At 31.1% G+C, this 21,552-nt stretch carries 20 protein-coding genes; 7 read left to right on the top strand and 13 right to left on the bottom strand.

The window, feature by feature from the left end; genetic code table 11:
* The first annotated feature begins 30 nt into the window (after positions 1-30).
* The 4 genes from rpoC to Q0T35_RS00340 all read left to right on the top strand — a co-directional run bounded on the left by rpoC (position 31) and on the right by Q0T35_RS00340 (position 9,631).
* Complete coding sequence (gene rpoC, locus Q0T35_RS00325) at positions 31-4,305, top strand: DNA-directed RNA polymerase subunit beta' (RefSeq protein WP_293917953.1); 4,275 nt, start codon at positions 31-33, stop codon at positions 4,303-4,305.
* A gap of 12 nt (positions 4,306-4,317) precedes the next feature.
* Positions 4,318-4,620 (top strand): DUF3467 domain-containing protein, encoded by a 303-nt coding sequence (locus tag Q0T35_RS00330; protein WP_293917951.1) that lies wholly within the window; start codon positions 4,318-4,320, stop codon positions 4,618-4,620.
* Positions 4,621-4,834: 214 nt separating this feature from the next.
* On the top strand, positions 4,835-8,032 hold the full coding sequence (locus tag Q0T35_RS00335; protein ID WP_295840385.1) for a SusC/RagA family TonB-linked outer membrane protein: 3,198 nt from the start codon (positions 4,835-4,837) through the stop codon (positions 8,030-8,032).
* A gap of 15 nt (positions 8,033-8,047) precedes the next feature.
* The gene (locus tag Q0T35_RS00340) at positions 8,048-9,631 is read left to right on the top strand and encodes a SusD/RagB family nutrient-binding outer membrane lipoprotein (RefSeq protein WP_293917947.1); all 1,584 of its coding nucleotides are present in this window, start codon (positions 8,048-8,050) and stop codon (positions 9,629-9,631) included.
* Between the two features lie 86 nt (positions 9,632-9,717).
* On the opposite strand, the gene Q0T35_RS00345 is transcribed toward Q0T35_RS00340, so the two are convergent.
* Genes Q0T35_RS00345 through Q0T35_RS00365 form a run of 5 tightly spaced genes read right to left on the bottom strand, consistent with a single transcriptional unit; the run spans position 9,718 to position 13,514 of the window.
* Positions 9,718-10,254 carry an adenine phosphoribosyltransferase gene (locus tag Q0T35_RS00345; protein WP_295810239.1) on the bottom strand — a complete coding sequence of 179 codons (537 nt, stop codon included), beginning with the start codon at positions 10,252-10,254 and terminating at the stop codon, positions 9,718-9,720.
* Between the two features lie 30 nt (positions 10,255-10,284).
* Entirely contained in the window at positions 10,285-11,427 is a 1,143-nt protein-coding gene (locus tag Q0T35_RS00350) for a hypothetical protein (protein WP_295810242.1), read from the bottom strand.
* A gap of 28 nt (positions 11,428-11,455) precedes the next feature.
* The gene (locus Q0T35_RS00355) at positions 11,456-12,274 is read right to left on the bottom strand and encodes a 3'(2'),5'-bisphosphate nucleotidase CysQ (protein ID WP_295840387.1); all 819 of its coding nucleotides are present in this window, start codon (positions 12,272-12,274) and stop codon (positions 11,456-11,458) included.
* Positions 12,274-13,017 (bottom strand): deoxyribose-phosphate aldolase, encoded by a 744-nt coding sequence (deoC, locus tag Q0T35_RS00360; RefSeq protein ID WP_295840389.1) that lies wholly within the window; start codon positions 13,015-13,017, stop codon positions 12,274-12,276. Before deoC ends, Q0T35_RS00355 begins: the two co-directional genes overlap by 1 nt.
* A gap of 23 nt (positions 13,018-13,040) precedes the next feature.
* Positions 13,041-13,514, bottom strand: coding sequence for an Lrp/AsnC ligand binding domain-containing protein (locus tag Q0T35_RS00365; protein ID WP_293919110.1), 474 nt, complete (start codon positions 13,512-13,514; stop codon positions 13,041-13,043).
* A gap of 168 nt (positions 13,515-13,682) precedes the next feature.
* On the opposite strand from Q0T35_RS00365, the gene Q0T35_RS00370 reads away from it, so the two are divergent.
* Both Q0T35_RS00370 and Q0T35_RS00375 read left to right on the top strand, forming a co-directional pair.
* Entirely contained in the window at positions 13,683-14,756 is a 1,074-nt protein-coding gene (locus Q0T35_RS00370) for a hypothetical protein (RefSeq protein ID WP_293919111.1), read from the top strand.
* A gap of 27 nt (positions 14,757-14,783) precedes the next feature.
* Positions 14,784-15,755, top strand: coding sequence for a deoxyhypusine synthase family protein (locus tag Q0T35_RS00375; RefSeq protein WP_293919112.1), 972 nt, complete (start codon positions 14,784-14,786; stop codon positions 15,753-15,755).
* A gap of 254 nt (positions 15,756-16,009) precedes the next feature.
* Here Q0T35_RS00375 and Q0T35_RS00380 read toward each other — a convergent pair whose 3' ends face one another.
* The 4 genes from Q0T35_RS00380 to Q0T35_RS00395 are packed head-to-tail and all read right to left on the bottom strand — an operon-like array spanning position 16,010 to position 18,633.
* Positions 16,010-16,561, bottom strand: a complete 552-nt coding sequence (locus tag Q0T35_RS00380) for an RNA methyltransferase (protein WP_293919113.1) — start codon at positions 16,559-16,561, stop codon at positions 16,010-16,012.
* Positions 16,562-16,593: 32 nt separating this feature from the next.
* On the bottom strand, positions 16,594-17,370 hold the full coding sequence (locus Q0T35_RS00385) for a class I SAM-dependent methyltransferase (protein WP_293919114.1): 777 nt from the start codon (positions 17,368-17,370) through the stop codon (positions 16,594-16,596).
* Between the two features lie 16 nt (positions 17,371-17,386).
* The gene (gene map, locus Q0T35_RS00390; RefSeq protein ID WP_293919115.1) at positions 17,387-18,193 is read right to left on the bottom strand and encodes a type I methionyl aminopeptidase; all 807 of its coding nucleotides are present in this window, start codon (positions 18,191-18,193) and stop codon (positions 17,387-17,389) included.
* The gene (locus Q0T35_RS00395) at positions 18,190-18,633 is read right to left on the bottom strand and encodes a BT0820 family HAD-type phosphatase (RefSeq protein ID WP_293919117.1); all 444 of its coding nucleotides are present in this window, start codon (positions 18,631-18,633) and stop codon (positions 18,190-18,192) included. Before Q0T35_RS00395 ends, map begins: the two co-directional genes overlap by 4 nt.
* A gap of 217 nt (positions 18,634-18,850) precedes the next feature.
* Between Q0T35_RS00395 and Q0T35_RS00400 the strand changes: the two genes are divergently transcribed.
* Positions 18,851-19,384 (top strand): DUF4136 domain-containing protein, encoded by a 534-nt coding sequence (locus Q0T35_RS00400; RefSeq protein ID WP_293919118.1) that lies wholly within the window; start codon positions 18,851-18,853, stop codon positions 19,382-19,384.
* A gap of 85 nt (positions 19,385-19,469) precedes the next feature.
* On the opposite strand, the gene Q0T35_RS00405 is transcribed toward Q0T35_RS00400, so the two are convergent.
* Genes Q0T35_RS00405 through Q0T35_RS00420 form a run of 4 tightly spaced genes read right to left on the bottom strand, consistent with a single transcriptional unit; the run spans position 19,470 to position 21,536 of the window.
* Complete coding sequence (locus tag Q0T35_RS00405) at positions 19,470-19,610, bottom strand: hypothetical protein (protein ID WP_295840392.1); 141 nt, start codon at positions 19,608-19,610, stop codon at positions 19,470-19,472.
* Positions 19,611-19,612: 2 nt separating this feature from the next.
* Positions 19,613-20,377, bottom strand: a complete 765-nt coding sequence (locus Q0T35_RS00410; RefSeq protein WP_295840394.1) for an alpha/beta hydrolase-fold protein — start codon at positions 20,375-20,377, stop codon at positions 19,613-19,615.
* Positions 20,378-20,380: 3 nt separating this feature from the next.
* Entirely contained in the window at positions 20,381-20,554 is a 174-nt protein-coding gene (locus Q0T35_RS00415; protein WP_293919121.1) for a hypothetical protein, read from the bottom strand.
* Positions 20,555-20,567: 13 nt separating this feature from the next.
* Positions 20,568-21,536, bottom strand: a complete 969-nt coding sequence (locus Q0T35_RS00420; RefSeq protein WP_295840399.1) for a TonB-dependent siderophore receptor — start codon at positions 21,534-21,536, stop codon at positions 20,568-20,570.
* Positions 21,537-21,552 lie beyond the last annotated feature (16 nt).

Raw genomic sequence — 21,552 nt, forward strand, 5'->3', positions numbered from 1 at the left:
ATTTTTTTCAATTTAATTGATTACAAAATAATGGCAGTTAAACAAAGAACTAGCAAATTTAGTAAAATTATAATCGGATTAGCTTCTCCAGAAAGTATATTACAACAATCCAGAGGAGAAGTTTTAAAACCTGAAACAATCAATTATCGGACTCATAAACCTGAACGTGATGGTTTATTTTGTGAAAGAATTTTCGGTCCGGTAAAAGATTATGAATGTGCTTGCGGTAAATATAAAAGAATACGTTACAAAGGAATTGTTTGTGATCGATGCGGTGTAGAGGTAACGGAAAAAAAAGTAAGACGTGAAAGAATTGGACATATTAATTTAGTAGTGCCGGTGGCACATATTTGGTATTTTCGTTCTTTACCGAATAAAATCGGATATTTATTAGGTATTCCTTCCAAAAAGTTGGATATGATTATCTATAATGAACGCTTTGTAGTTATTCAGGCAGGAATAGCAAAAAAATTAAATGGTGAAGAGTTAGAGCATCTTGAGTTTTTAACAGAGGAAGAATATTTAGACATATTGGAGACACTTCCAATTGAAAATCAATATTTGGATGATTCTGATCCAAATAAATTTGTCGCTAAAATGGGGGCAGAATGTTTGGAAGAGCTATTAAAAAGAATAGATTTAGATGCCTTATCTTATGAATTAAGACATAAAGCAAATACTGAATCTTCTAAACAGAGAAGAACCGAAGCATTAAAACGATTACAAGTAGTGGAATCATTCAGAGATGCTAATTCCGACGGTCGTATCAATCGCCCAGAATGGATGATCATGAGAGTGATACCTGTTATACCTCCAGATTTACGTCCATTAGTACCTTTAGACGGAGGACGTTTTGCTACTTCCGATTTAAATGATTTATACCGTAGAGTTATCATCAGAAATAATCGTTTAAAAAGATTAATAGAAATCAAAGCTCCGGAAGTAATTTTGCGAAATGAAAAACGTATGCTTCAGGAAGCCGTGGATTCATTATTTGATAATACCAGAAAATCATCAGCTGTAAAATCTGAATCTAATAGACCATTAAAATCACTTTCCGATTCATTAAAAGGAAAACAAGGACGTTTTCGTCAAAACTTATTAGGTAAGCGTGTGGACTATTCTGCTCGTTCGGTTATTGTTGTAGGTCCTTCACTTCAACTTCATGAATGTGGTTTACCTAAAGATATGGCAGCTGAGCTTTATAAACCTTTTATCATTAGAAAATTAATTGAAAGAGGAATTGTAAAAACAGTAAAATCTGCAAAAAGAATTATAGAAAGAAAAGAACCGGTAGTTTATGATATCTTAGAAAATGTGATGAAAGGACATCCGGTTTTATTAAACCGTGCCCCTACCCTTCACCGTTTAGGTATTCAGGCTTTCCAACCAAGGATGATTGAAGGTAAAGCAATTCGTCTTCACCCGTTAGTTTGTACAGCATTTAACGCGGATTTTGACGGAGACCAAATGGCAGTACACCTACCATTAGGACCAGAAGCAATTTTAGAAGCTCAATTATTAATGTTGGCCTCTCAAAATATTTTAAATCCAGCAAATGGTTCGCCTATTCAAGTACCTTCTCAAGATATGGTTTTAGGACTATATTATATGACTAAGCCATTAACACCTACTGAAGAAATTAAAGTTAAAGGTCATGGTTCTATTTTCTATTCCTCTGAAGAAGTAGATATTGCTTATAATGAAAAAGCCGTAGATTTAAATGCTATAATTAAAGTAAAAGCAACGGTTATAGAAGGAGAAGAACTAGTAGAAAAGATGATTGAAACCACAGTAGGAAGAGTATTATTTAACAAAATCGTACCTAAGAAAGTGGGTTATATTAATGAGGTTTTAACTAAAAAATCATTACGTAACATTATTGGTACCATATTACAAAGAACTGATTTTCCTACTACTGCTAAGTTTTTGGATGATATGAAAACTTTAGGATATGCTACTGCATTCAAAGGAGGACTTTCATTCAGCTTAGGAGATATCAAAACTCCTGATGAAAAGAAAATTATGATTCAGGAAGCTAATGAACAAGTTGACGGAATTAGAGCAAACTATAATATGGGATTAATCACCAATAATGAAAGGTATAACCAGGTAATTGACGTTTGGACTAATACAAATGCACGATTAACAGATTTAATCATGCAAAGAATGAAAACCGACAAAGGTGGTTTCAACTCAGTATACATGATGCTTGATTCGGGTGCACGGGGTTCTAAAGAACAAATTCGTCAGCTAGCAGGTATGAGAGGATTGATGGCAAAACCGCAAAAAGCTGGTTCATCAGGAGGTGAAATTATTGAAAACCCTATTATTTCAAATTTCCGTGAAGGACTTTCCATCTTGGAATACTTTATATCTACACACGGAGCTCGTAAAGGTCTTGCAGATACTGCATTAAAAACTGCTGATGCTGGATATCTGACTCGTCGTTTAGTTGATGTGGCTCAAGATGTAATAATTAATGAACAAGATTGTGGAACCTTAAGAGGTATTGAAATTTCCCCATTGAAAAAGAATGATGAAATTGTAGAACCTCTTTCTGAAAGAATATTAGGTCGTGTATCACTTCACGATATCTACCACCCGGATACAGATGAACTATTAATTGAAGCAGATCAAATGATCACATCTGAGACAGCCAAATTAATTCAACAATCCGGAATAGAGTCAGTAGAAGTTCGCTCTCCATTAACTTGCGAATCTAAAAAAGGTATATGTGCAAAATGTTATGGAGTAAACCTATCTACCAACAAATTGATAAACAAAGGCGAAGCAGTTGGTGTAATAGCCGCTCAGTCTATTGGTGAGCCAGGTACACAGCTTACATTAAGAACATTCCACGTAGGAGGTACTGCTGGAAACGTTGCAGAAGTGAGCAGCATTGTTGCAAAAAGAGACGGTAAAGTTGAATTTGATGATATAAGGACTGTAGAAAGTGAAGATGAAAACGGTAATAAAGTTTTAATTGTTGTTTCCCGTTCTACAGAATTTAAATTATTAAATGCTGAAGGAAATATACAAATGCTTACCAATATACCTTATGGATCTACATTATTGGTTAAATCAGGAGATGAAGTTAAAAAAGGAGATATAATTTGCAAATGGGATCCGTACAATGCAATTATTCTTTCAGAAACTGCCGGTAAGATCGAATACGAACAAATTGAGCAAGGTTCAACTTATCAGCTAGAGATTGATGAACAAACAGGATTCGAGGAAAAAGTAATTTCTGAATCAAGAAACAAAAAACTCATCCCTACTTTAAAAATACTAGATACAAAAGATGAGGTACTAAAATCAATAAATTTACCTGTTGGTGCACACCTTATTGTAAATGACGGTGAAAAAATTAAAGCTGGAAGAATCTTAGTAAAAATTCCTAGAAGGTCAGCAAAAGCCGGTGATATTACCGGTGGTTTACCACGTGTAACCGAGCTATTTGAAGCAAGAAATCCTTCTAATCCAGCTGTTGTTTCCGAAATTGACGGTGTTGTAAGTTATGGTAAAATAAAAAGAGGTAATCGTGAAATAGCTATAGAGTCTAAAAACGGTGAGATAAAAAGATATTTGGTTAAATTATCCAATCAGATTCTTGTTCAGGAAAATGACTTTGTACATGCAGGAGATGCCTTGTCAGACGGTGCAATAACCCCGAATGATATTCTTAACATTAAAGGCCCAACAGCAGTTCAAGAATATTTAGTAAACGAAATCCAAGAAGTATATCGATTACAAGGGGTAAAAATCGATGACAAACATTTTGAAATTATTGTTCGTCAGATGATGACTAAAGTTGAAATTGTAGATGCTGGTGATACCAAATTCTTAGAAGGAAATTTAGAGCACAAAATTGATTTCATCGAAGAAAACGATCGTATTTTCGGAATGAAGGTTATAACTGAACCTGGAGACAGCCTAGAATTAAAACCAGGGCAAATAATTTCTTCAAGAGAACTTAGAGATGAAAATTCTAAATTAAAACGTGAAGATAAAAAACTAGTTGAAGCTCGTGAAGCACTTCCGGCTACTGCAAGTCCTGTTTTACAAGGTATTACAAGAGCGTCATTACAAACTAAATCATTTATTTCTGCAGCTTCTTTCCAAGAAACTACTAAAGTATTAAATGAAGCTGCTGTTGCAGGTAAAATCGATTACCTAAACGGATTGAAAGAAAATGTAATTGTAGGGCACAGAATCCCTGCTGGTACTGGTTTAACAGAATATCAAAATGTTGTGGTAGGTTCGAATAAAGAATTTGAGGAAATGATAACCGAAAAAATTTAAAAACAATTCGAAATGGAAAATCAAAATCAGAATCAACAAGACTTAAATATTGAATTAACTGATGAAGTAGCTTCAGGAGTATTTTCAAATCTGGCACTAATAAATCATTCACCGACTGAATTTGTTGTAGATTTTATTCAGATTATGCCGGGTGTACCTAAAGCTAAAGTTAAATCAAGAATCATCTTAACTCCTGAACATGCAAAAAGATTATTAACAGCTTTAACTGATAATATTCAAAAATATGAGCAACAATTTGGAGCTGTTAAAGATGATACCTATCATTTAAATTTTGGACCAAAAGGTCAAGCATAAATAAAAATAAACAAATTATTTATAAAAAAGCCGAGATATATCTCGGCTTTTTTTGTTAATATATTAATTACTAACATCATAAAAGAAGCGTAATTTATAATATAGCCAACTAAATAACTAATTAAATTTGAGAATTATTTAATTATTTAACAATTATTTTAACATAATTAAAAAATATATTATATCTTTGAAGAGATAAATTAATGTATTAAATATGAGAATAAACCGAATTTTCTTAGGATTTTTGTTTATCTTCATGAGCACGGCTTTTGTTTGGGCTCAGATGAAAACGATTAGCGGGAAAGTTCTTGGGAGTGATGGACAGCCTCAAGCAGATGTTTCCGTTATGATACAAGGATCTACCAAAAAAACTTATACTGATGACGCAGGAGAATTTTCAATAGATGCTGAACCAGGACAAACGATTGAAATTTTATCTTTTGATGATGAAACCGCAAGTTTTATTGTTAATGACCAAAGTTTTTACGATGTTGTACTTAAGCCTTTGAAAACAGAAAGGGATGATCCCTCAAAAAGAAAAGAAAAAGTACTTGATGATGTCATTGTAACGGCTTTAGGAATTACAAGAGAAAAAAAATCTTTAGGATATGCAACTCAATCTGTAAATGGAGATGATCTTTCTAAAACCAGAGAAACTAATCCTATAAACTCACTTTCGGGAAAGGTCTCAGGACTACAAGTGATCAATAATAGTGGAACTATAGGAGGTTCAACGCAAATAAGACTAAGAGGTATGAGATCTCTTTCTCAATCTAATAAGCCACTTATAGTGGTAGATGGAATACCATTAATTGATCAAAATATAAATTCAAAAAGCACAGAAAGAGGAGCTGGTGGTATAGATTATGGGGATACATTTGGCGATATAAACCCTGACGATATCGAAAATATATCAGTACTTAAAGGCGCAACGGCTGCTGCTTTATATGGATCAAGAGCTATGAATGGTGCTATCATGATTACCACTAAAAAGGCAAAAAGAGGAAAAACCGAAATTGTCCTTAATTCAGGGGTTGTATTTGATAAAATATATAAAATGCCTCATCAACAAAAATTATATGGCGGAGGTGGAAGTAATAAGTTCGTTACTCAAAATATTAATGGGGTAGATTTTTTAATCGTCGATTATAGAACAGATGAATCGTGGGGACCAAAATACGATCCTAATGTAAATGTCTTACATTGGAATGCATTTGACCCGGAATTTGCTGACGATTATTTAAAAGCAAAACCATGGATCTACCCGAAAAACGATTATAAAGAATTTTTTAAAACCGGAATCACTCATAATAATGGTATTTCATTTAGTAGGAGCATTGAAAATACCAATGTAAGAGTAAGCTATAACAATTCAAAATCATCGGGAATAACGCCTAATTCAGATTTAACAAAAAATTCATTATCAATGAATTTAAATTCCAAATTATCTGACGATCTAAAATTGGATGCTTCTGCAACTTATACATCAACTAAAGGATTTAATAGACCAGAAGTTGGATATAGTAACAGCAATATTTTGCAAAAAATGTTTCAATTTGGACAAACATCTTTAGATTATAAAGACCTCCAAAAATATCAGTTAGCTGATGGAACTCAAAGAACTTGGAATAGAAGAAGTTGGAATAACTCAAATCCCGCATATTCTGACAACCCATATTGGACGGTATACAAAAATACTAATGAAGATAATAGGGATCGCTTATTTGGTACAGCAGGATTAATTTATAACATTACTAATGACCTATATGTTAACGGAAAAGTAATGCTTGATACCTATACGACCCATATAAGTGAAAAAACAGCAGTAGGTTCTCATTCGCTTTCTGAATATATAACTTCTGAAAGAAAATATACAGATTTAAACTACGAAGCCACTGTTCATTACGATAAAAACATAGGTAATTTCTCTCTTAATTCTTTTGCTGGAACAAATAGAAGAGATTATAAATATAGATATATGTATGGAAAAACCAAAGGAGGTTTAGTCATCAGAGATTGGTATAATTTAAACAATTCAATGGAACCTTCGATTGTGTTGAATCAAAAGGAGAAAAAAAGAGTAAATAGTTTATTTTATTCTTTAAGCCTAGGATACGATAATTTTGTATTTTTAGAAACAACCGGGAGAAATGATTGGTCATCTTCACTTCCTTCTAAAAATAATTCCTTTTTCTATCCCTCTGTAGCTACAAGCTTTGTTATCACTAGATACCTTGAAAGCAATTGGTTGAATTTCTTGAAAATCAGAGGAGGATATTCTGAAGTAAGGAATGATACTGATCCATATCAATTAATTAATACATTCTATAATTTTGACATTGAAAGCGAACCAGACTATGAAAGTTTATTTTTAAAAGATCCATGGTTTTGGCTAACAACTACAGCTAAAACTAATAATCTGAAACCGGAAAAATTAGAATCTTATGAAGTTGGAATAGAATTTCAACTGTTTAAAAGTAGACTAAGTGGAGATATTTCATTTTATCAAACTACGACAAAGGATCTAATTACTAAAGTACCTTTAGATGGCTCTGCAGGGTTCTATAATGCATTGATGAACGCAGGAAAACTAGTAAATAAAGGCGTAGAAGTATCTCTTAATATTGTTCCAATTAAAACAGAAAATTTTAAATGGAATTTTAATTATAATTTTTCAAAATCTGATAATGAAATCAAATCTCTTGCAGAAGATTTAACATCCCTAACAATAGCTAAAGCACCTTTCAATGCATTTGTTGTAGCAATTCCTGGCTATAGATATGGTCAAATATACGGTACTGATTTTGTGTACAAGGATGGAAAAAAAGTTGTAGGTAAGGATGGATTATATTTAAAAACCGTAAATAATGTACCATTAGGATCAATACTTCCTGATTTCAATATGAGTTTTAGAAATTCTTTTACTTATAAAAATTGGAGTTTAGGTTTACAAATTGATTGGCAAAAAGGCGGAAAATATTTTTCGACCACTTATATGTTAGGAATGAATTCAGGAATACTTCCTCAAACAGCGGATAACAATATAAGAGAAAATGGTATTATTGTAGATGGTGTTAAAGAAGATGGTACTCCTAACGATATTAGAGTATCAGCATCAGAATATTCTAAACATTTTTTTAATGGTCCTTCCGCTCAAAATGTTTTTGATGCAGATTTTGTAAAATTACGTGAACTATCAGTATCTTATACACTTACCGGCCAATACTTAGGTGATTATATCAATTCTATTACTTTTTCGGCATTTGGAAGAAATCTCTTTGCTTGGGGGCTTGATTGGAAATCCATGGATCCTGAAGTTGCAAATTATGGAAGTGGAAATGCTTCAGGAATTGAGGGAGGTTCTATGCCTACTACGAGATCTTTTGGACTTAATGTGCAAGTCAAATTCTAATTTAAAAATTCAACCATGAAAAAACTACTTACATATATCAGTTCTCTCATTATCCTATTATTTTCAGCTATATCTTGTGATAATGATTTTGATAATATAAATACTGATCCTAATAATCCGAAGAAAGTTCCGGGTTATACAACTTTTAGATTTGGATGCCGATATTTTATTGATAATACCAGAGATGAATGGGGGTCAGGAAGGATGGTTTTACCTTGGATCCAATACTGGTGTCAACTAAATTATACGGAAGAAGATCTTTATCAATATAGAGATGGTGCTAATCAAAATTTATGGAAAGATTATTATCGAGCCGCTGAAAATCTTAAAACTTCTATAGAACTGGTAGAATCCGATCCTTTAACTAATGTACAATTTGGTGCTATTGAAAACCAAACAGCAATTGCACGGATTATGCTAAGCTATTTATTTATGCAACTTACAGATACATATGGAGATGTTCCTTATTGGTCTTATGGTGGAAAATCAAATCCAGATTTTCAAGCCTTACAAGTTGAAAAGTACAAAACTCCCAAGTTTGTAAGACAAGATACTATTTATAAAGACATCTTGAAAGAATTAAAAGAAGCCTCAGCTCAACTTATTCTGAATAAAAATGTTTCAACAGGAGATCATATGTATAATGGAGATGCAGCAAAATGGAAAAAATTTGCTAATTCTTTACGTTTACGTTTAGCCAATCGTTTAAAAGAGATAATGCCTAAAGTAATAACTGAAGCAAATGATGCAATTTCGCAGGGTGTATTTACTTCTAATGAAGATAATGCCATATTTGCCTATGGAACTACTACCTCAGATGCTAATCCTATGTGGAGGGCCTATTTTGTTAAAAATAGAACCGACTTTGCTGTCACCAATACTTTTATTGACTTATTAAAAGGAAAATTAGGTACTTTTTCTGCTGATCCAAGACTTCACAAATTTGCATCTCCTAAAAAGGCAAAAATTGATGATGTTAAAAATAATACTTATGTTTCTTCTTCAAATTTAAGTGATTATGAAGGTATGCCATACGGTATTACAAGTGCAATGGCTTCTGAAGTTTTCTCCGCTGACAAAATTTCATATCCAAGTTATGATGTTTTACATATAGATAGAGGTGAGGTTCTTATGGAATATGCTGAAGTTCAATTTATATTATCCGAATTAAATAATTGGGATAATGGATATTATCAAGAAGGTGTAAAAGCTTCTCTTGAAAGATGGGGAGTATCTACTAAAGATCAAGCCGATTTCTTAAGTAAGTTACCGATAGCCAACGAAGAAAATGTACTTACCCAAAAATATATTGCGCTTTATATGCAACCTCATGAAGCTTGGGCAGAATATAGAAGAACCGGATATCCTAAAACTTTATTGTTACCTGGAAAAACGTATGCTCTTCCCGAAAACCCAACCTTTCCCGCAGGAACTAGCTACGAATTTAAACCGTTAGTTTTTGGTATGACTGACTTACCAACTCGTATTCCCTACCCCTCTCATCTTTCCACTCAGAATACTAAAAATTATTACGAGGCTGTTAAAAACATGGGAGGAACTGATGATATGAAAACTAAATTAATCTGGGATAAAAATTGATACTTAGTTAAAATTTCATCTATAAATAACGCTCTGTTTTTCATTAAACAGAGCGTTATTACTTTATAAAATTATTTTGAATTCAATTAATATTCCAATAGTAATTGAATATCTTGCGTATGATTTTTTAATTCACCAATTCCATTTAAAAAAGACAGTCCTATTAAAAAGCTAAATTGAGAAACTAAAGCTCCACAATTCTCTACTAATTTTGCACAAGCAGCTGCCGTTCCTCCAGTCGCTAAAACGTCATCGTGTATTAAAATTCTTTGTCCCGGCTGTATATGTCCTTTTTTTACTTCTATTATTGCTTTTCCATACTCCAAGTCATATTCTTGTGAAATTATCGGAGGAGGTAATTTTCCAGCTTTACGCACTAAAATAAAAGGAAGATTAAGTTCTCTTGCAATTTGAACTCCAAATAAATATCCTCTACTCTCAATACCACATACAGCATCCACTTTTCCTTTACTTAACTCTGCAAATTTTTTTACAATTTTAGTACATAACTCAGGATTTAGAAATATTGGAGAAATATCTTTGTATTGTACTCCTTCTATAGGAAAATCCTGAACCCTATCAACATGTAAATCGATTTCTTTACTTAAACTTAATTCTTTCATTAAATTAATTTTTTATTCATACCTAAAAATTTACTTCCAAGTATCTTCTTTTATTTCTTTAGTTTCTGTATTAGTAATTAACCAATTATCTTTTATTTTTTTTAAAATAAAATTTTGAGTTAAAGTTTTTATTTTTCCATTTAGATCTTTAATCTGATATTGGGCTATAACAGTTAATTGATCTTTAATAATTTCTTCCGATTCCGCATTTAATAAATTAGTTTCTGCAATCGTTCCAAATCCGTTGGATGTGGAAGAAAAGTTTTCCAAAGATGACCATTTAGGATTTTGTGTCAAACTATATGCTTGAGAGAATTGTTTAGAACCTATCAATTGTATAAATTTTTTAACATTATCTAAAGCTACTTGTTTATTAATCTCATTTTCTATAGGAGATAATGCATCTCTTGTTTTATTTAAATCAATAGGAATTCCTGAAAGTTTTCCATATAGATATTTATTTGCAACATTAATCTTAGCCTCCACATCAATATTTGAAGTAGTTAACTTTTTATTTTCAAACATGGAATAAAGGATTTTTATTCCTTTCTTTAAAGTGGGATTGCCTATTTCTGATGAGTTTATCTCTCTTTGTATCATATATACGATAACACCGTTATTTATAAATGATATGGATAAATTTAAGGGTAAATCTTTATAAGAAACTGCTAATCCTGTATCGTCTACTAATTCCGGATATAGGTAAAAGCCGTCGTTCACTGCAGCATCTTTATCAATAGGTGTAAATCTAATATTAATACGAGTGGCCTCCTCTATTTGTTTAAGTTTTTGTTCTGCAACTGTTAAGGGCTTTATATCCTTATCGAAAACTGAAGGATCCACTGAATTCATAGAAGTACTTGACCAAGGTATTTTATTTTTTTTTGCAATATCTTCAGCTATATCAAAAATTTGCTCCGTATTTTTTCCATCAAGTAATTTATAAAGTTGCTCCCACCTGTTGTTTTCATCTTGCCCTTCAGTTTTAAACTTATAAATTAATTTAATAGCTTCTTGCATTTTATCCCGTTGAAGGATAGTTAACTTGGAAGATATAGACTTAATACTTTTATTAAAAGTTTCTTTAGTGGTTCCATCTATAACTTTATATTGCTTATCGCACGCATTACATAAGAAAACAAAAGTTAATATTATTAAAATTTTTTTTTTCATAAAAGTATATTATGTAATTAAAAATATGCTAAATATTTTTTACAATATAACCTGATATTTTTAAAGTTGAAAAATTCTTATACGTAATCTGTTTTTTCGTTTCATAATCTACTATTTCCAAGCCTGCATATTTAGCAATAGCATGCCCTCCTGCAATATCCCAAAAATTAATCGGACTCAATCTTGCATATTCATTTGCTTTTCCTTCTGCAACTAATCCTATCTTAATAGCACTTCCCATTTGAAACATAACCAAATTTGGATGCTGTATTCTTAGTTTTTCAATATATTCTTTATCTATAGAGCTATAATGAGAGCGACTTGTTAATATAGTATAATTCTTTAAATCAATCTTTAAAGGGAGTTTCACAGATTTTTCCAATATTTTTTCAGTAACATCTTCTTCATTTAATAGTTCATATAAATCTTCATATTTTCCATTCCATTTATAACTACCTAAACCTTCAGCAGCAAAATAAAATAATTCTAATGATGGGGCTGCTAAAACCCCCAATAAAGAAGTTTCTGATGTCAACAAACCTATGGAAATACAATATTCTCCAGTCTTATTAACATATTCTTTTGTACCGTCAATAGGATCAATGCACCAATATTTTTGCCATCCTGCAATTACACTTTCTGATTCATGCTCAGTTTCTTCACTTAGTATAGGAATAGAGGTTTGCTTTAAATATGCTGTAATGATTTCATTAGATTTTAGATCACCCGAGGTAACGGGTGATTTATCTTCTTTTATTGAAACAGAAAAGCCTTCATCATATATTTTGTGTACTTCTTTTGAAGCATCTATTGCTGCTCTTAGAGCAACATTAATTAAATTTTTCATTAATATGAATTTTTTGAATCACCTTTTTCAGATAGAGATTTGGCAGAGGATGTTCCTATTCTTTTTACACCCATTTCAATCATTTTCACAGCTTCATCATAAGTACGAACACCACCCGCAGCTTTTACAGGTAAAGGTTTTGAATAATTAAGCATAATTTCAATTGCAGGGAAAGTTGCTCCATTCGGCTTCCCATCTTCTGTTTGATAAAAACCTGTTGAAGATTTTACAAAAATTTTACCAAAATCATCTTTATTAAAAGTCTCTTGAGCCCATGTTGAAAAATAATAGCAAATAGACTTTATTTGTTCATCTGAAAGTGCTGCAATCTCAATAATCCATTTTACGACCTTAGATGCTTTTAAACCTAAAATAGTTCCTGAAATAAATTCTTGCTTAACTAAATCTATGTCCCCTTTTTTAAAAGCCTCATAATTAATAACATAATCCAGCTCATCAACTCCATCCTCTATCGCTTTTTGAGCTTCCGTAAGTTTTTCATCAATTGAATAATTTCCTTCGTGGAATCCAATTACTGTTCCTACCTTCACATCGGAATTGACGCTATGAATCATTTCTTTTACTTTTTTAACATATTCGGGACGAATCATGACCAAATAAAATTGATTATCAATTGCTTCATTGGTAAGTTTTTTAACTTCTTCAAAAGTTTGCTCTTCTGTCAATCCACTTTGTGATGCCAACTTAAGGTAAGTTGAATCTAAATATTTTCTAATATCCATTTATCTTAAAGTTTTAATTGATTTCAAGGTATGATTTGGCGTGAAATACTTTGCTCTAATGAAATAATTGTCTCAGTTCTTTCTATACCTTTTATATTTTGTATTTCATTTCTTAATACCGACATAAGATGATCATTATCCTTACATAATATTTTAATGAAAATTGCATAATTGCCAGTTGTGAAGTGCGCTTCTATAATTTCTGGAATTTTCATCATGCTCATTATAGCTTCTTGGTATTGTGCAGATTTTTCCAAAAAAATTCCTACATAGGCAGTAGTTTTGTATCCCAATAATTTATAATTTAGCGGGGTAATCGGATCTTCTATTATTTTTGCAGCCTCCAATTTTTTTATTCTTTGATGAATGGCTGTAGAAGAAACTCCCACTTGTCTAGCTATATTTGAGACAGGAGCTTTCGAATTCTCCATTAAGGCTTTTAAAATGATTTTATCAATACCATCTAATTCTATTGTATGTAAGTCTGATATTCTCATTTTTTTGTAAAATTACAAATACTTAATTAATATTATACAATTTACTTTTTTATCTTTTATAAGCTTTACCATATTTCACGATTCAGACAATTTTAAATTGATTTTACTTTTTGCCGTTCTATATAAAAATAATTAACTTTGAATTTAATAATTTAAAAATAGCTGTACATGCAGGACAATATGCTTAATCATCCGGGATTAATTACCATATTCGCGGTTTCGATTATTATTATGCTTCTACTTGATTTGGGAATTCTTAATAAAAAATCGCATGTAATTTCCAATAAAGAAGCAGCTATTTGGTCCGTAGTCTGGATTTCATTAGCCATGATTTTTAGTGGAATTATATATTTTGTATTTAGCCAAGCTGACGGATCGAGCTTTGCTCTTGAGAAATTTTCTCAATTTCAATCTGCTTATTGGATTGAAAAAGCATTATCAGTAGATAATCTTTTTGTGTTTATCATGGTCTTTGGTTTTTTTAAAATACCTAAAGAATTTCAACATAAAATTTTATTTTGGGGAATTATAGGTGCCCTAGCTTTTAGAGCAGTCTTCATTTTCCTAGGTGTTGAAATGATTAATAAGACTTATCTTCCTCCCTTTTCAATCGGTAATTTTCATTTTATATTAAACCAAGAAAGTGCAGAGCATGCTAACTATGATCAATTGCAGTTTTTCAGACCCAATATAATTTTAACTATTTTCGGTTTCTTCCTCATTTATGCAGGGATTCATTCATGGAATTCAAAAGATGACGAAGGTGAGGATAAAAAAAATCTGAATGAAAGTTTCGGTGCTCGTTTCGTTAAACGTTTTTTTAAGGTCTCCGATGAGTTGGATGGAAGTAAATTCTTTACCATAAAGAAGGGTATAAAAATGGCAACTCCCTTATTTACAGCTTTAGTGATTATAGAATTCACGGATTTAATTTTTGCAGTCGATTCTATACCGGCTATTTTTGCTGTAGCTCCTAATGATCCTTTTATTTTATATACATCTAATATATTTGCTATTTTAGGATTGAGATCTCTATATTTCTTACTAGCTAATTTTATGTATATGTTCAGTAAATTAAAATATGGATTAGCAATCATATTGAGTTTCATAGGCATTAAAATGTTGATTGCCCCATTTTTACATATTTCATCGATTGTGTCGTTAGGAGTAGTCGCGGGAGTATTAATAATTTCAGTATTACTTTCAATTACATTTCCTGAAAAAAAAACAAAAAATGTTTAATTTAATATATAAAAATTAGAATTTACAATGAATAAACCTATTTCGGAATTTATTGAGAAATATTTTTTACATTTCAATTCTGCAACCTTAGTAGATGCTGCTAAAGGTTATGTAGCTCATCTTAAAGATGGGGGAAAAATGATGATTACTATGGGAGGTGCAATGAGCACCGCTGAATTAGGTAAAATTTTGGCAGAAATGATCCGCCAAGATAAAGTGTCTATTATCTCTTGTACCGGAGCTAATCTTGAAGAAGACATTATGAATTTAGTTGCTCATTCTCATTATAAGAGAATTCCAGAATATCGCGATCTTACTCCGCAACAAGAATGGGAATTGTTGGAAAATCATTTAAATCGTGTTACAGATACTTGTATTCCTGAAGAGGAGGCTTTCCGAAGAATTCAGCAACATATTGAAAAAATATGGAAAAATGCAGATGAGAAAGGAGAAAGATATTTTCCTCATGAATATATGTATCAAATGCTACTTTCAGGAGTGTTGGAACAGTATTACGAAATAGATCCGAAAAACAGCTGGATGTTAGCAGCTGCTGAAAAGAACTTACCGATTGTGGTTCCAGGCTGGGAAGACAGTACTATGGGAAATATATTTGCAGCAAATGTTATCAAGGGAAATTTAAAAGCTTCTACCATGAAAACAGGTATAGAATATATGATTTACCTTACCGAATGGTATCGCAATAATTCCGGTGGTAAAGGAGTTGGATTTTTCCAAATTGCAGGAGGAATTTCAGGAGATTTCCCAATTTGTGTTGTACCTATGATGTATCAGGATTTAGAATGGGAAGATGTACCGTTCTGGAGTTATTTCTGTCAGATATCCGATTCAACAACCAGCTATGGCTCGTATTCAGGAGCTGTTCCTAATGAAAAAATTACTTGGGGAAAACTAGACATTAATACCCCTAAATTCATTATTGAAAGTGATGCTACAATTGTAGCTCCTCTTGTATTTGCATATATACTGGAGATGTAATTGCTTATCCTGAGTAAATAATATAAAAAGTTCGGATAATTAAAACTCCGAACTTTTATCTTAAAACATACTATCAATTCATAAAAATATTTTTTATTTAGATTTACATAGTATTATTTAATATTCATTCAAAAAATTTATATTTTTCAATTGTTATTTCTCATCTCAACTTGGATTTTAACTAATTACATTTCCTTACAAAATATATAAAATAAGATGAGTTTTTAAAAAAATAATTTTCTTCATTTCATTTTTTAATATGTAACTAAAGCGCGATACCACTCCCAAAGTACAATTCCGGCACAAACACTAACATTTAAAGAATGTTTTGTTCCAGATTGAGGTATTTCAACAAAAACATCAATTAAATTAAGAATTTGCTCGCTTATTCCTTCCACTTCATTTCCAAGAATTAATGCATATTTTTGTTTCATGTCTATGGAATAATCTTGTAACATTATACTTCCTTTTACTTGCTCTACGCCTATTATAATGTAGCCTTGTTCCTTTAAGCGAATGATTAATTCTTCTATATTTCCTTGATGTTCCCATTCTACACTTTCTGTAGCTCCTAAAGCGGTTTTTTGTATTTCTCGATGAGGAGGACAAGGAGTTATCCCACATAAATAAACTTTGTCAATAGAAAAGGCATCTGAAGTTCTAAATACTGATCCTACATTGTGCATGGATCGTACTTGATCAAGTAATACTACAACAGGAATTTTCTTACTTTCTTTATATACTTCTATGGATTTCCTATTTAGTGATTCTAATTTTAATTTTTCTATTTTTCCTTTTGAATGCATATTTTAGGGATAACTTTAATCTAAAAACTTAATTAATTTTCAGCCATTTTTCTTACGACCGGAAGAATTTCATTATTCGAAAGAGCATATTTTTGCATTTCTTTCTCTGATAAAACTTCATAATATTTAACTTTTTCAACCTTGAAACCTACTTTTTCAAGTCTTTCAAAATAATCCATTCCGTACCATCTTACGTGATCATATTGTCCAAAGTGTTTTTTTCTCTCTTCTCTATCTTTTATAGAAAAATCTTCATAAGTTTTTTCATAACTATATCTCATTGGAACTTGAAAAATTCCCCAACCTCCCGGTTTCATAACTCTATATAACTCAGACATAGCTTTCGAATCATCCTCAATATGTTCTAACACATGATTGCAAAAAATCACATCAAATTCGCAATTGTTAAATGGTAAATCCAGGATATCGGCTTTTACATCTACGATAGGTGAATAAAGATCCGCCGTTGTATAATCCAGATTTTTTAATGCTTTGAATCGTTTAAGAAAACATTGTTCAGGAGCAATGCTTAAAACTTTCAACCGAGCAGAAAAAAAATTCGTATCCCTTTGAAGATACAACCACATTAATCTGTGTCTTTCAAGTGATAAAGTTCCGGGAGATAATGCGTTTTCTCTAGGATTTCCATATCCATATGGAAGAAATTTTCGATATTGTTTTCCATCTATAGGATCGACCAATTTATTTCCTCTATATAATAATGAGAATACGGGAGCTAAAAAATAGCTGAATTTAATGAGTATGGGTCTAGGGATTAAATTCAAGAAAAATTTAAATATTTGCTTCATTTATTAGTGCGGCTATCTATTTATATAAAAATTCTTCTTCCTCATTTGAGGAAATCCCTAATGCTTCATATATATATTTATAAGTTGACAATAATTTGGGTTCTCCATCTACTACAGCCACATCATGTTCAAAATGGCAGGATGGTAGATTATCTTTGGTTGTTACAGTCCAACCGTCATTATGAAATTTTACTTTATAAGTTCCCATATTAATCATCGGCTCAATGGCTATTACTAATCCTTCTTCGATTTTTGGGCCGCTTCCTTTTCTTCCGTAGTTTGGAACTTGGGGATCTTCATGCATCTCTTTTCCTAAACCGTGACCTACCAATTCACGTACTACGCCATATCCTGCATTTTCACAAATCAATTGAATAGCAAAACTTACATCCCCTATTCGATTTCCAACTTTACATTTTTTAATACCTGCATATAAACTTTGTCTTGTTATACGCATCATTTTATCAATTTCAGGATCAATAGTCCCGACAGCAAATGTAAAGGCCTGATCTCCATAAAAACCATTTTTTAAAGCTCCGCAGTCAATAGAAATAATATCTCCTTCTTTAAGTGGCTTGTTATTAGGTATTCCATGAACCACTTGTTCATTGGGTGACATACAAAGAGTATTAGGGAAATCATATAGACCTAAAAATCCGGGAATTGCCCCATTATCCCTTATATATTCTTCCGCTAATTTATCCAGGTGTAATGTAGTAACTCCAGGTTTTACTTCTTTAGCCAACATACCCAAAGTTTTAGAAACTAATTGAGCACTTTCATACATCAATTCAATTTCATCTTTTGTTTTTAATTGTATCATAAGTTAAAAATTCTTGAAAAAAAACCTCTCTTATTTTTATGTTTACGTTTAGAATAGGCTAATATCTGTTTTCCTTCTATTCCAAATTCTATTTTTTCTTTTATAATTTCATATACTTCTCCCCAACCTGGAAAACCTCCTAAATTTCGATCATCAATAAAATAATCTGCATTTATTTTCCTACTTTGATTTTTAATATCAAATATTTCTCCTTCAAAACTGGAGTTTACTGCATAAAATTCAATTCCATTCTCATAACAAAATTTAACTGCCTCGTCTAATTTTTCACCTTGTCTATAGGTCCAAAGTATTAAACGGAAACCTTTATTTTGAAGTCTTTTCATAGTTTCAAACGCAAAAATCATTGGTTTTCCTATTTCAGGGTATTTATCTTCTACTATTGTCCCATCAAAGTCTATAGCAATAATCTTATTATTCATTTAGTTAAATTATTTTTTTTTCAGCCTTATATATAGCTAATTTTTTCGCAAATTTACAAGTTTTTAATCAATTAATTTTTAGTTATTTTATATGATTTTCTAATTGTATAATATTTATAATTTATAATGTTGGAATTGTTTGCTATTTTTATAAATTTTGGTATAATATTAGATTGTCAATTTTTAACCTAAAATATTAATTAAAATAAATATGTCTATGAAATTAAAGCTTTTAGTCATGGCTGCTTTTTGTATTTTACTATCAAGTTGTGCATTAACTACCTCCTATGACTATGATAAAACAGTCGATTTTTCAAATTATAAGTCTTTTACAATTTATCAGCAAGGAATAGATAAATTAAAAATGAATGACATAGATAAAAGTCGAATTACAAGGGCTTTGAAACAACAATTAGAAAATAAAGGACTAACCGAAAGTACTAATGGGGATCTTATAGTAAATGTACTTGCTTCATCTAAAAAAGTAATTAATGTTTATAATGACCCTTATTGGAATGGTCCATGGGGCTGGGGGTATTATTGGGCTCCTACAAGTACCGTATATGAAACTCGTGAAGGAAAATTGACTTTTCACTTGGTTGATTCTAAAAAAAATATTTTAGTTTGGGAAGGTATCGTAGAAGGTTTTGATGTGGGTGATATGAATAATAAAGAAAAACAAATTAATAATGCATTTCAAAAAATCTTTAATTACTATCCTCCTAGAAAAAAAAATAATTCCTATTATTAGGATTATTAAAGCCTCAAAATTAGATTTTGAGGCTTTTTTACTTATTAAGTTATTTTTCATTCCAATTATTTCAAAATTTTCTTAGTTAATTATTTAGTTTGAATTCTTTACGAATATTTCTTTCAATTTCTCTGATTTTCGCATTTTCAGGATCTAATTTTATATTTTGTTCAATGATTTTTAATGCTCCCTCCGTTTCACCAACTGAAAGCGCATATTCCGCCAAGTTTAAAGTAAGTTTTCAGAAGGTTCAAATGTATAATTCAATTCTGATGATAGTTTGTTATAATATTTGTCTATTAATTCCGGGTTTTTAGGAATTTTCTTAACAGGTAAAGTAATCCCTTGAAAAATAAATTTAAATGCATCGTAAATTCCCGGCATAATTATAGTTCCATGATCTTCCTCAGGATAGTATTTCCATTTGAATCTTAATAAATTATTTTTCAATGAATTTTCACTGGATAATTCTTGACAAAAATCATTTATAGCATCGGAATGTTCATTATTTCCTTGTTTGTCCTTTTTAGACATAGCTATATATAAGTTTTTTCCTTTATAGCCTATCTTCTTCCAAATATCTTTTGACTCTTTAATTATTTTTCTATTATCCCACCATAAACTAGGATCTATGGATACGTAAGAATTAAAAGACAATGGATGATGCACCCATGTATTTATGGCAAATAAACCTCCAAATGAATGTCCGACCAATATATTATAATTATTGGATCTATAGGTTGAGTCTACATGAGGTCTTAATTCTTCAATTAAAAAATTATAAAATTTTTCCGCACCTCTACTGTTTTCAAAAAAAATATTCCCGTCTCTCTTGAGAAAAGATTTACTGGGCGTCAAATCTCTGGTTCTATTCGTGTTTACAACTCCTACTATAATGGACTCCGGCATATAATTATACATTCCCTTTGTCAATGCCTTCTGCACGGCAACTAAGGTAAAAAAATTAGATTCTCCATCAAGTAAATAAATCACTGGTTACTTTTCTTTATAGGATTCATATCCATCAGGAAGGTATATCCAATATTCTCTATTTTCATGTAGTTCATTTGAGTAAAGATTATATTTTTTACCAACATTCAATTCTTCTTGTCCATATAGAGATGTAATAAATAAAACCATACCTATTATTAGTACTAGATTTTTTTTCATATATTAATTTATATTAAAAATTATAACTTAACGATGCTAGGATTTGTCTTGGTTTTTGTGGTTGTGCCCAATAGCTGCTCGTCCAATATGTTTTATCTGTTATATTATTCATTTTTAGAGAAACTTTATAGTTATCAGTATTATAAAAAATACTCATATCTAATGTGGTGTATCCTGAAATAATAAAGGTATTAACATCATCCCAAAATGATTTTCCTACGGAATTCATACCCATTCCTATCCCTACTCCCTTTAATTTGTTTTGGGTAAGAGCATAATCGGTCCAAAAATTAAAAGAATTATAGGGGGTATTATAAGGATGTTTACCCTCAATGGAAGCATTAGCTTTTTTATGGCGACTATCATTATATCCATATCCGATAAAAATATTCCATCCACTTATTAGTGCAGCTTTTATCTCAACTTCTATTCCTTTACTTTTTCTAGTACCATCTTGAACCGTATAGATGTCTGTTCCGTCTGAAACAGTTCGTAAAGAGTTTTTTACTTTTATATCATAATAGCTAATCGTGGATACTATTTTATGATCTAACATATCTAACTTCACTCCACCTTCCCATTGGTTGGCATGTTCAGGTTTATAACTCTTCTTTTGACCAACAGGTGAACTGGTATCTACCACATTACTAAACCCATCCATATAATTTCCAAAAAATGATAAATTATCTTTAATTATTTCGTATACTAGGCCGAACATAGGAGACCAAGAAGTTTGGGAATCGTCGTAGTTATATGATTTTATATTTAGATAGTTACCGCCTTTAGCTTTATAATAATCCATTCTTAATGACATGAGTAAATTTAACCGATCTTTTATTTTAACAACATCTGAAACATAAATTCCTAATATATTATGTTTTCTGAAATATTGTGCAAATGGGGGTTCCGCAGCAATCAATGAATTGTATTTATCTATAGATAAAGATAAATCTGCTTGGTAAATATTTATTTCGTCATACACTATTTGCGATCTTTTA

Source organism: uncultured Apibacter sp. (genome assembly GCF_946479295.1).
GTDB lineage: Bacteria > Bacteroidota > Bacteroidia > Flavobacteriales > Weeksellaceae > Apibacter.

What these genes read in the sequence shown, in the direction of transcription:
- rpoC (WP_293917953.1), top strand. Translation starts at nt 31, where the DNA reads ATGGCAGTTAAACAAAGAACTAGCAAATTTAGTAAAATTATAATCGGA.
- Q0T35_RS00330 (WP_293917951.1), top strand. Translation starts at nt 4,318, where the DNA reads ATGGAAAATCAAAATCAGAATCAACAAGACTTAAATATTGAATTAACT.
- Q0T35_RS00335 (WP_295840385.1), top strand. Translation starts at nt 4,835, where the DNA reads ATGAGAATAAACCGAATTTTCTTAGGATTTTTGTTTATCTTCATGAGC.
- Q0T35_RS00340 (WP_293917947.1), top strand. Translation starts at nt 8,048, where the DNA reads ATGAAAAAACTACTTACATATATCAGTTCTCTCATTATCCTATTATTT.
- Q0T35_RS00345 (WP_295810239.1), bottom strand. Translation starts at nt 10,254, where the DNA reads ATGAAAGAATTAAGTTTAAGTAAAGAAATCGATTTACATGTTGATAGG.
- Q0T35_RS00350 (WP_295810242.1), bottom strand. Translation starts at nt 11,427, where the DNA reads ATGAAAAAAAAAATTTTAATAATATTAACTTTTGTTTTCTTATGTAAT.
- Q0T35_RS00355 (WP_295840387.1), bottom strand. Translation starts at nt 12,274, where the DNA reads ATGAAAAATTTAATTAATGTTGCTCTAAGAGCAGCAATAGATGCTTCA.
- deoC (WP_295840389.1), bottom strand. Translation starts at nt 13,017, where the DNA reads ATGGATATTAGAAAATATTTAGATTCAACTTACCTTAAGTTGGCATCA.
- Q0T35_RS00365 (WP_293919110.1), bottom strand. Translation starts at nt 13,514, where the DNA reads ATGAGAATATCAGACTTACATACAATAGAATTAGATGGTATTGATAAA.
- Q0T35_RS00370 (WP_293919111.1), top strand. Translation starts at nt 13,683, where the DNA reads ATGCAGGACAATATGCTTAATCATCCGGGATTAATTACCATATTCGCG.
- Q0T35_RS00375 (WP_293919112.1), top strand. Translation starts at nt 14,784, where the DNA reads ATGAATAAACCTATTTCGGAATTTATTGAGAAATATTTTTTACATTTC.
- Q0T35_RS00380 (WP_293919113.1), bottom strand. Translation starts at nt 16,561, where the DNA reads ATGCATTCAAAAGGAAAAATAGAAAAATTAAAATTAGAATCACTAAAT.
- Q0T35_RS00385 (WP_293919114.1), bottom strand. Translation starts at nt 17,370, where the DNA reads ATGAAGCAAATATTTAAATTTTTCTTGAATTTAATCCCTAGACCCATA.
- map (WP_293919115.1), bottom strand. Translation starts at nt 18,193, where the DNA reads ATGATACAATTAAAAACAAAAGATGAAATTGAATTGATGTATGAAAGT.
- Q0T35_RS00395 (WP_293919117.1), bottom strand. Translation starts at nt 18,633, where the DNA reads ATGAATAATAAGATTATTGCTATAGACTTTGATGGGACAATAGTAGAA.
- Q0T35_RS00400 (WP_293919118.1), top strand. Translation starts at nt 18,851, where the DNA reads ATGAAATTAAAGCTTTTAGTCATGGCTGCTTTTTGTATTTTACTATCA.
- Q0T35_RS00415 (WP_293919121.1), bottom strand. Translation starts at nt 20,554, where the DNA reads ATGAAAAAAAATCTAGTACTAATAATAGGTATGGTTTTATTTATTACA.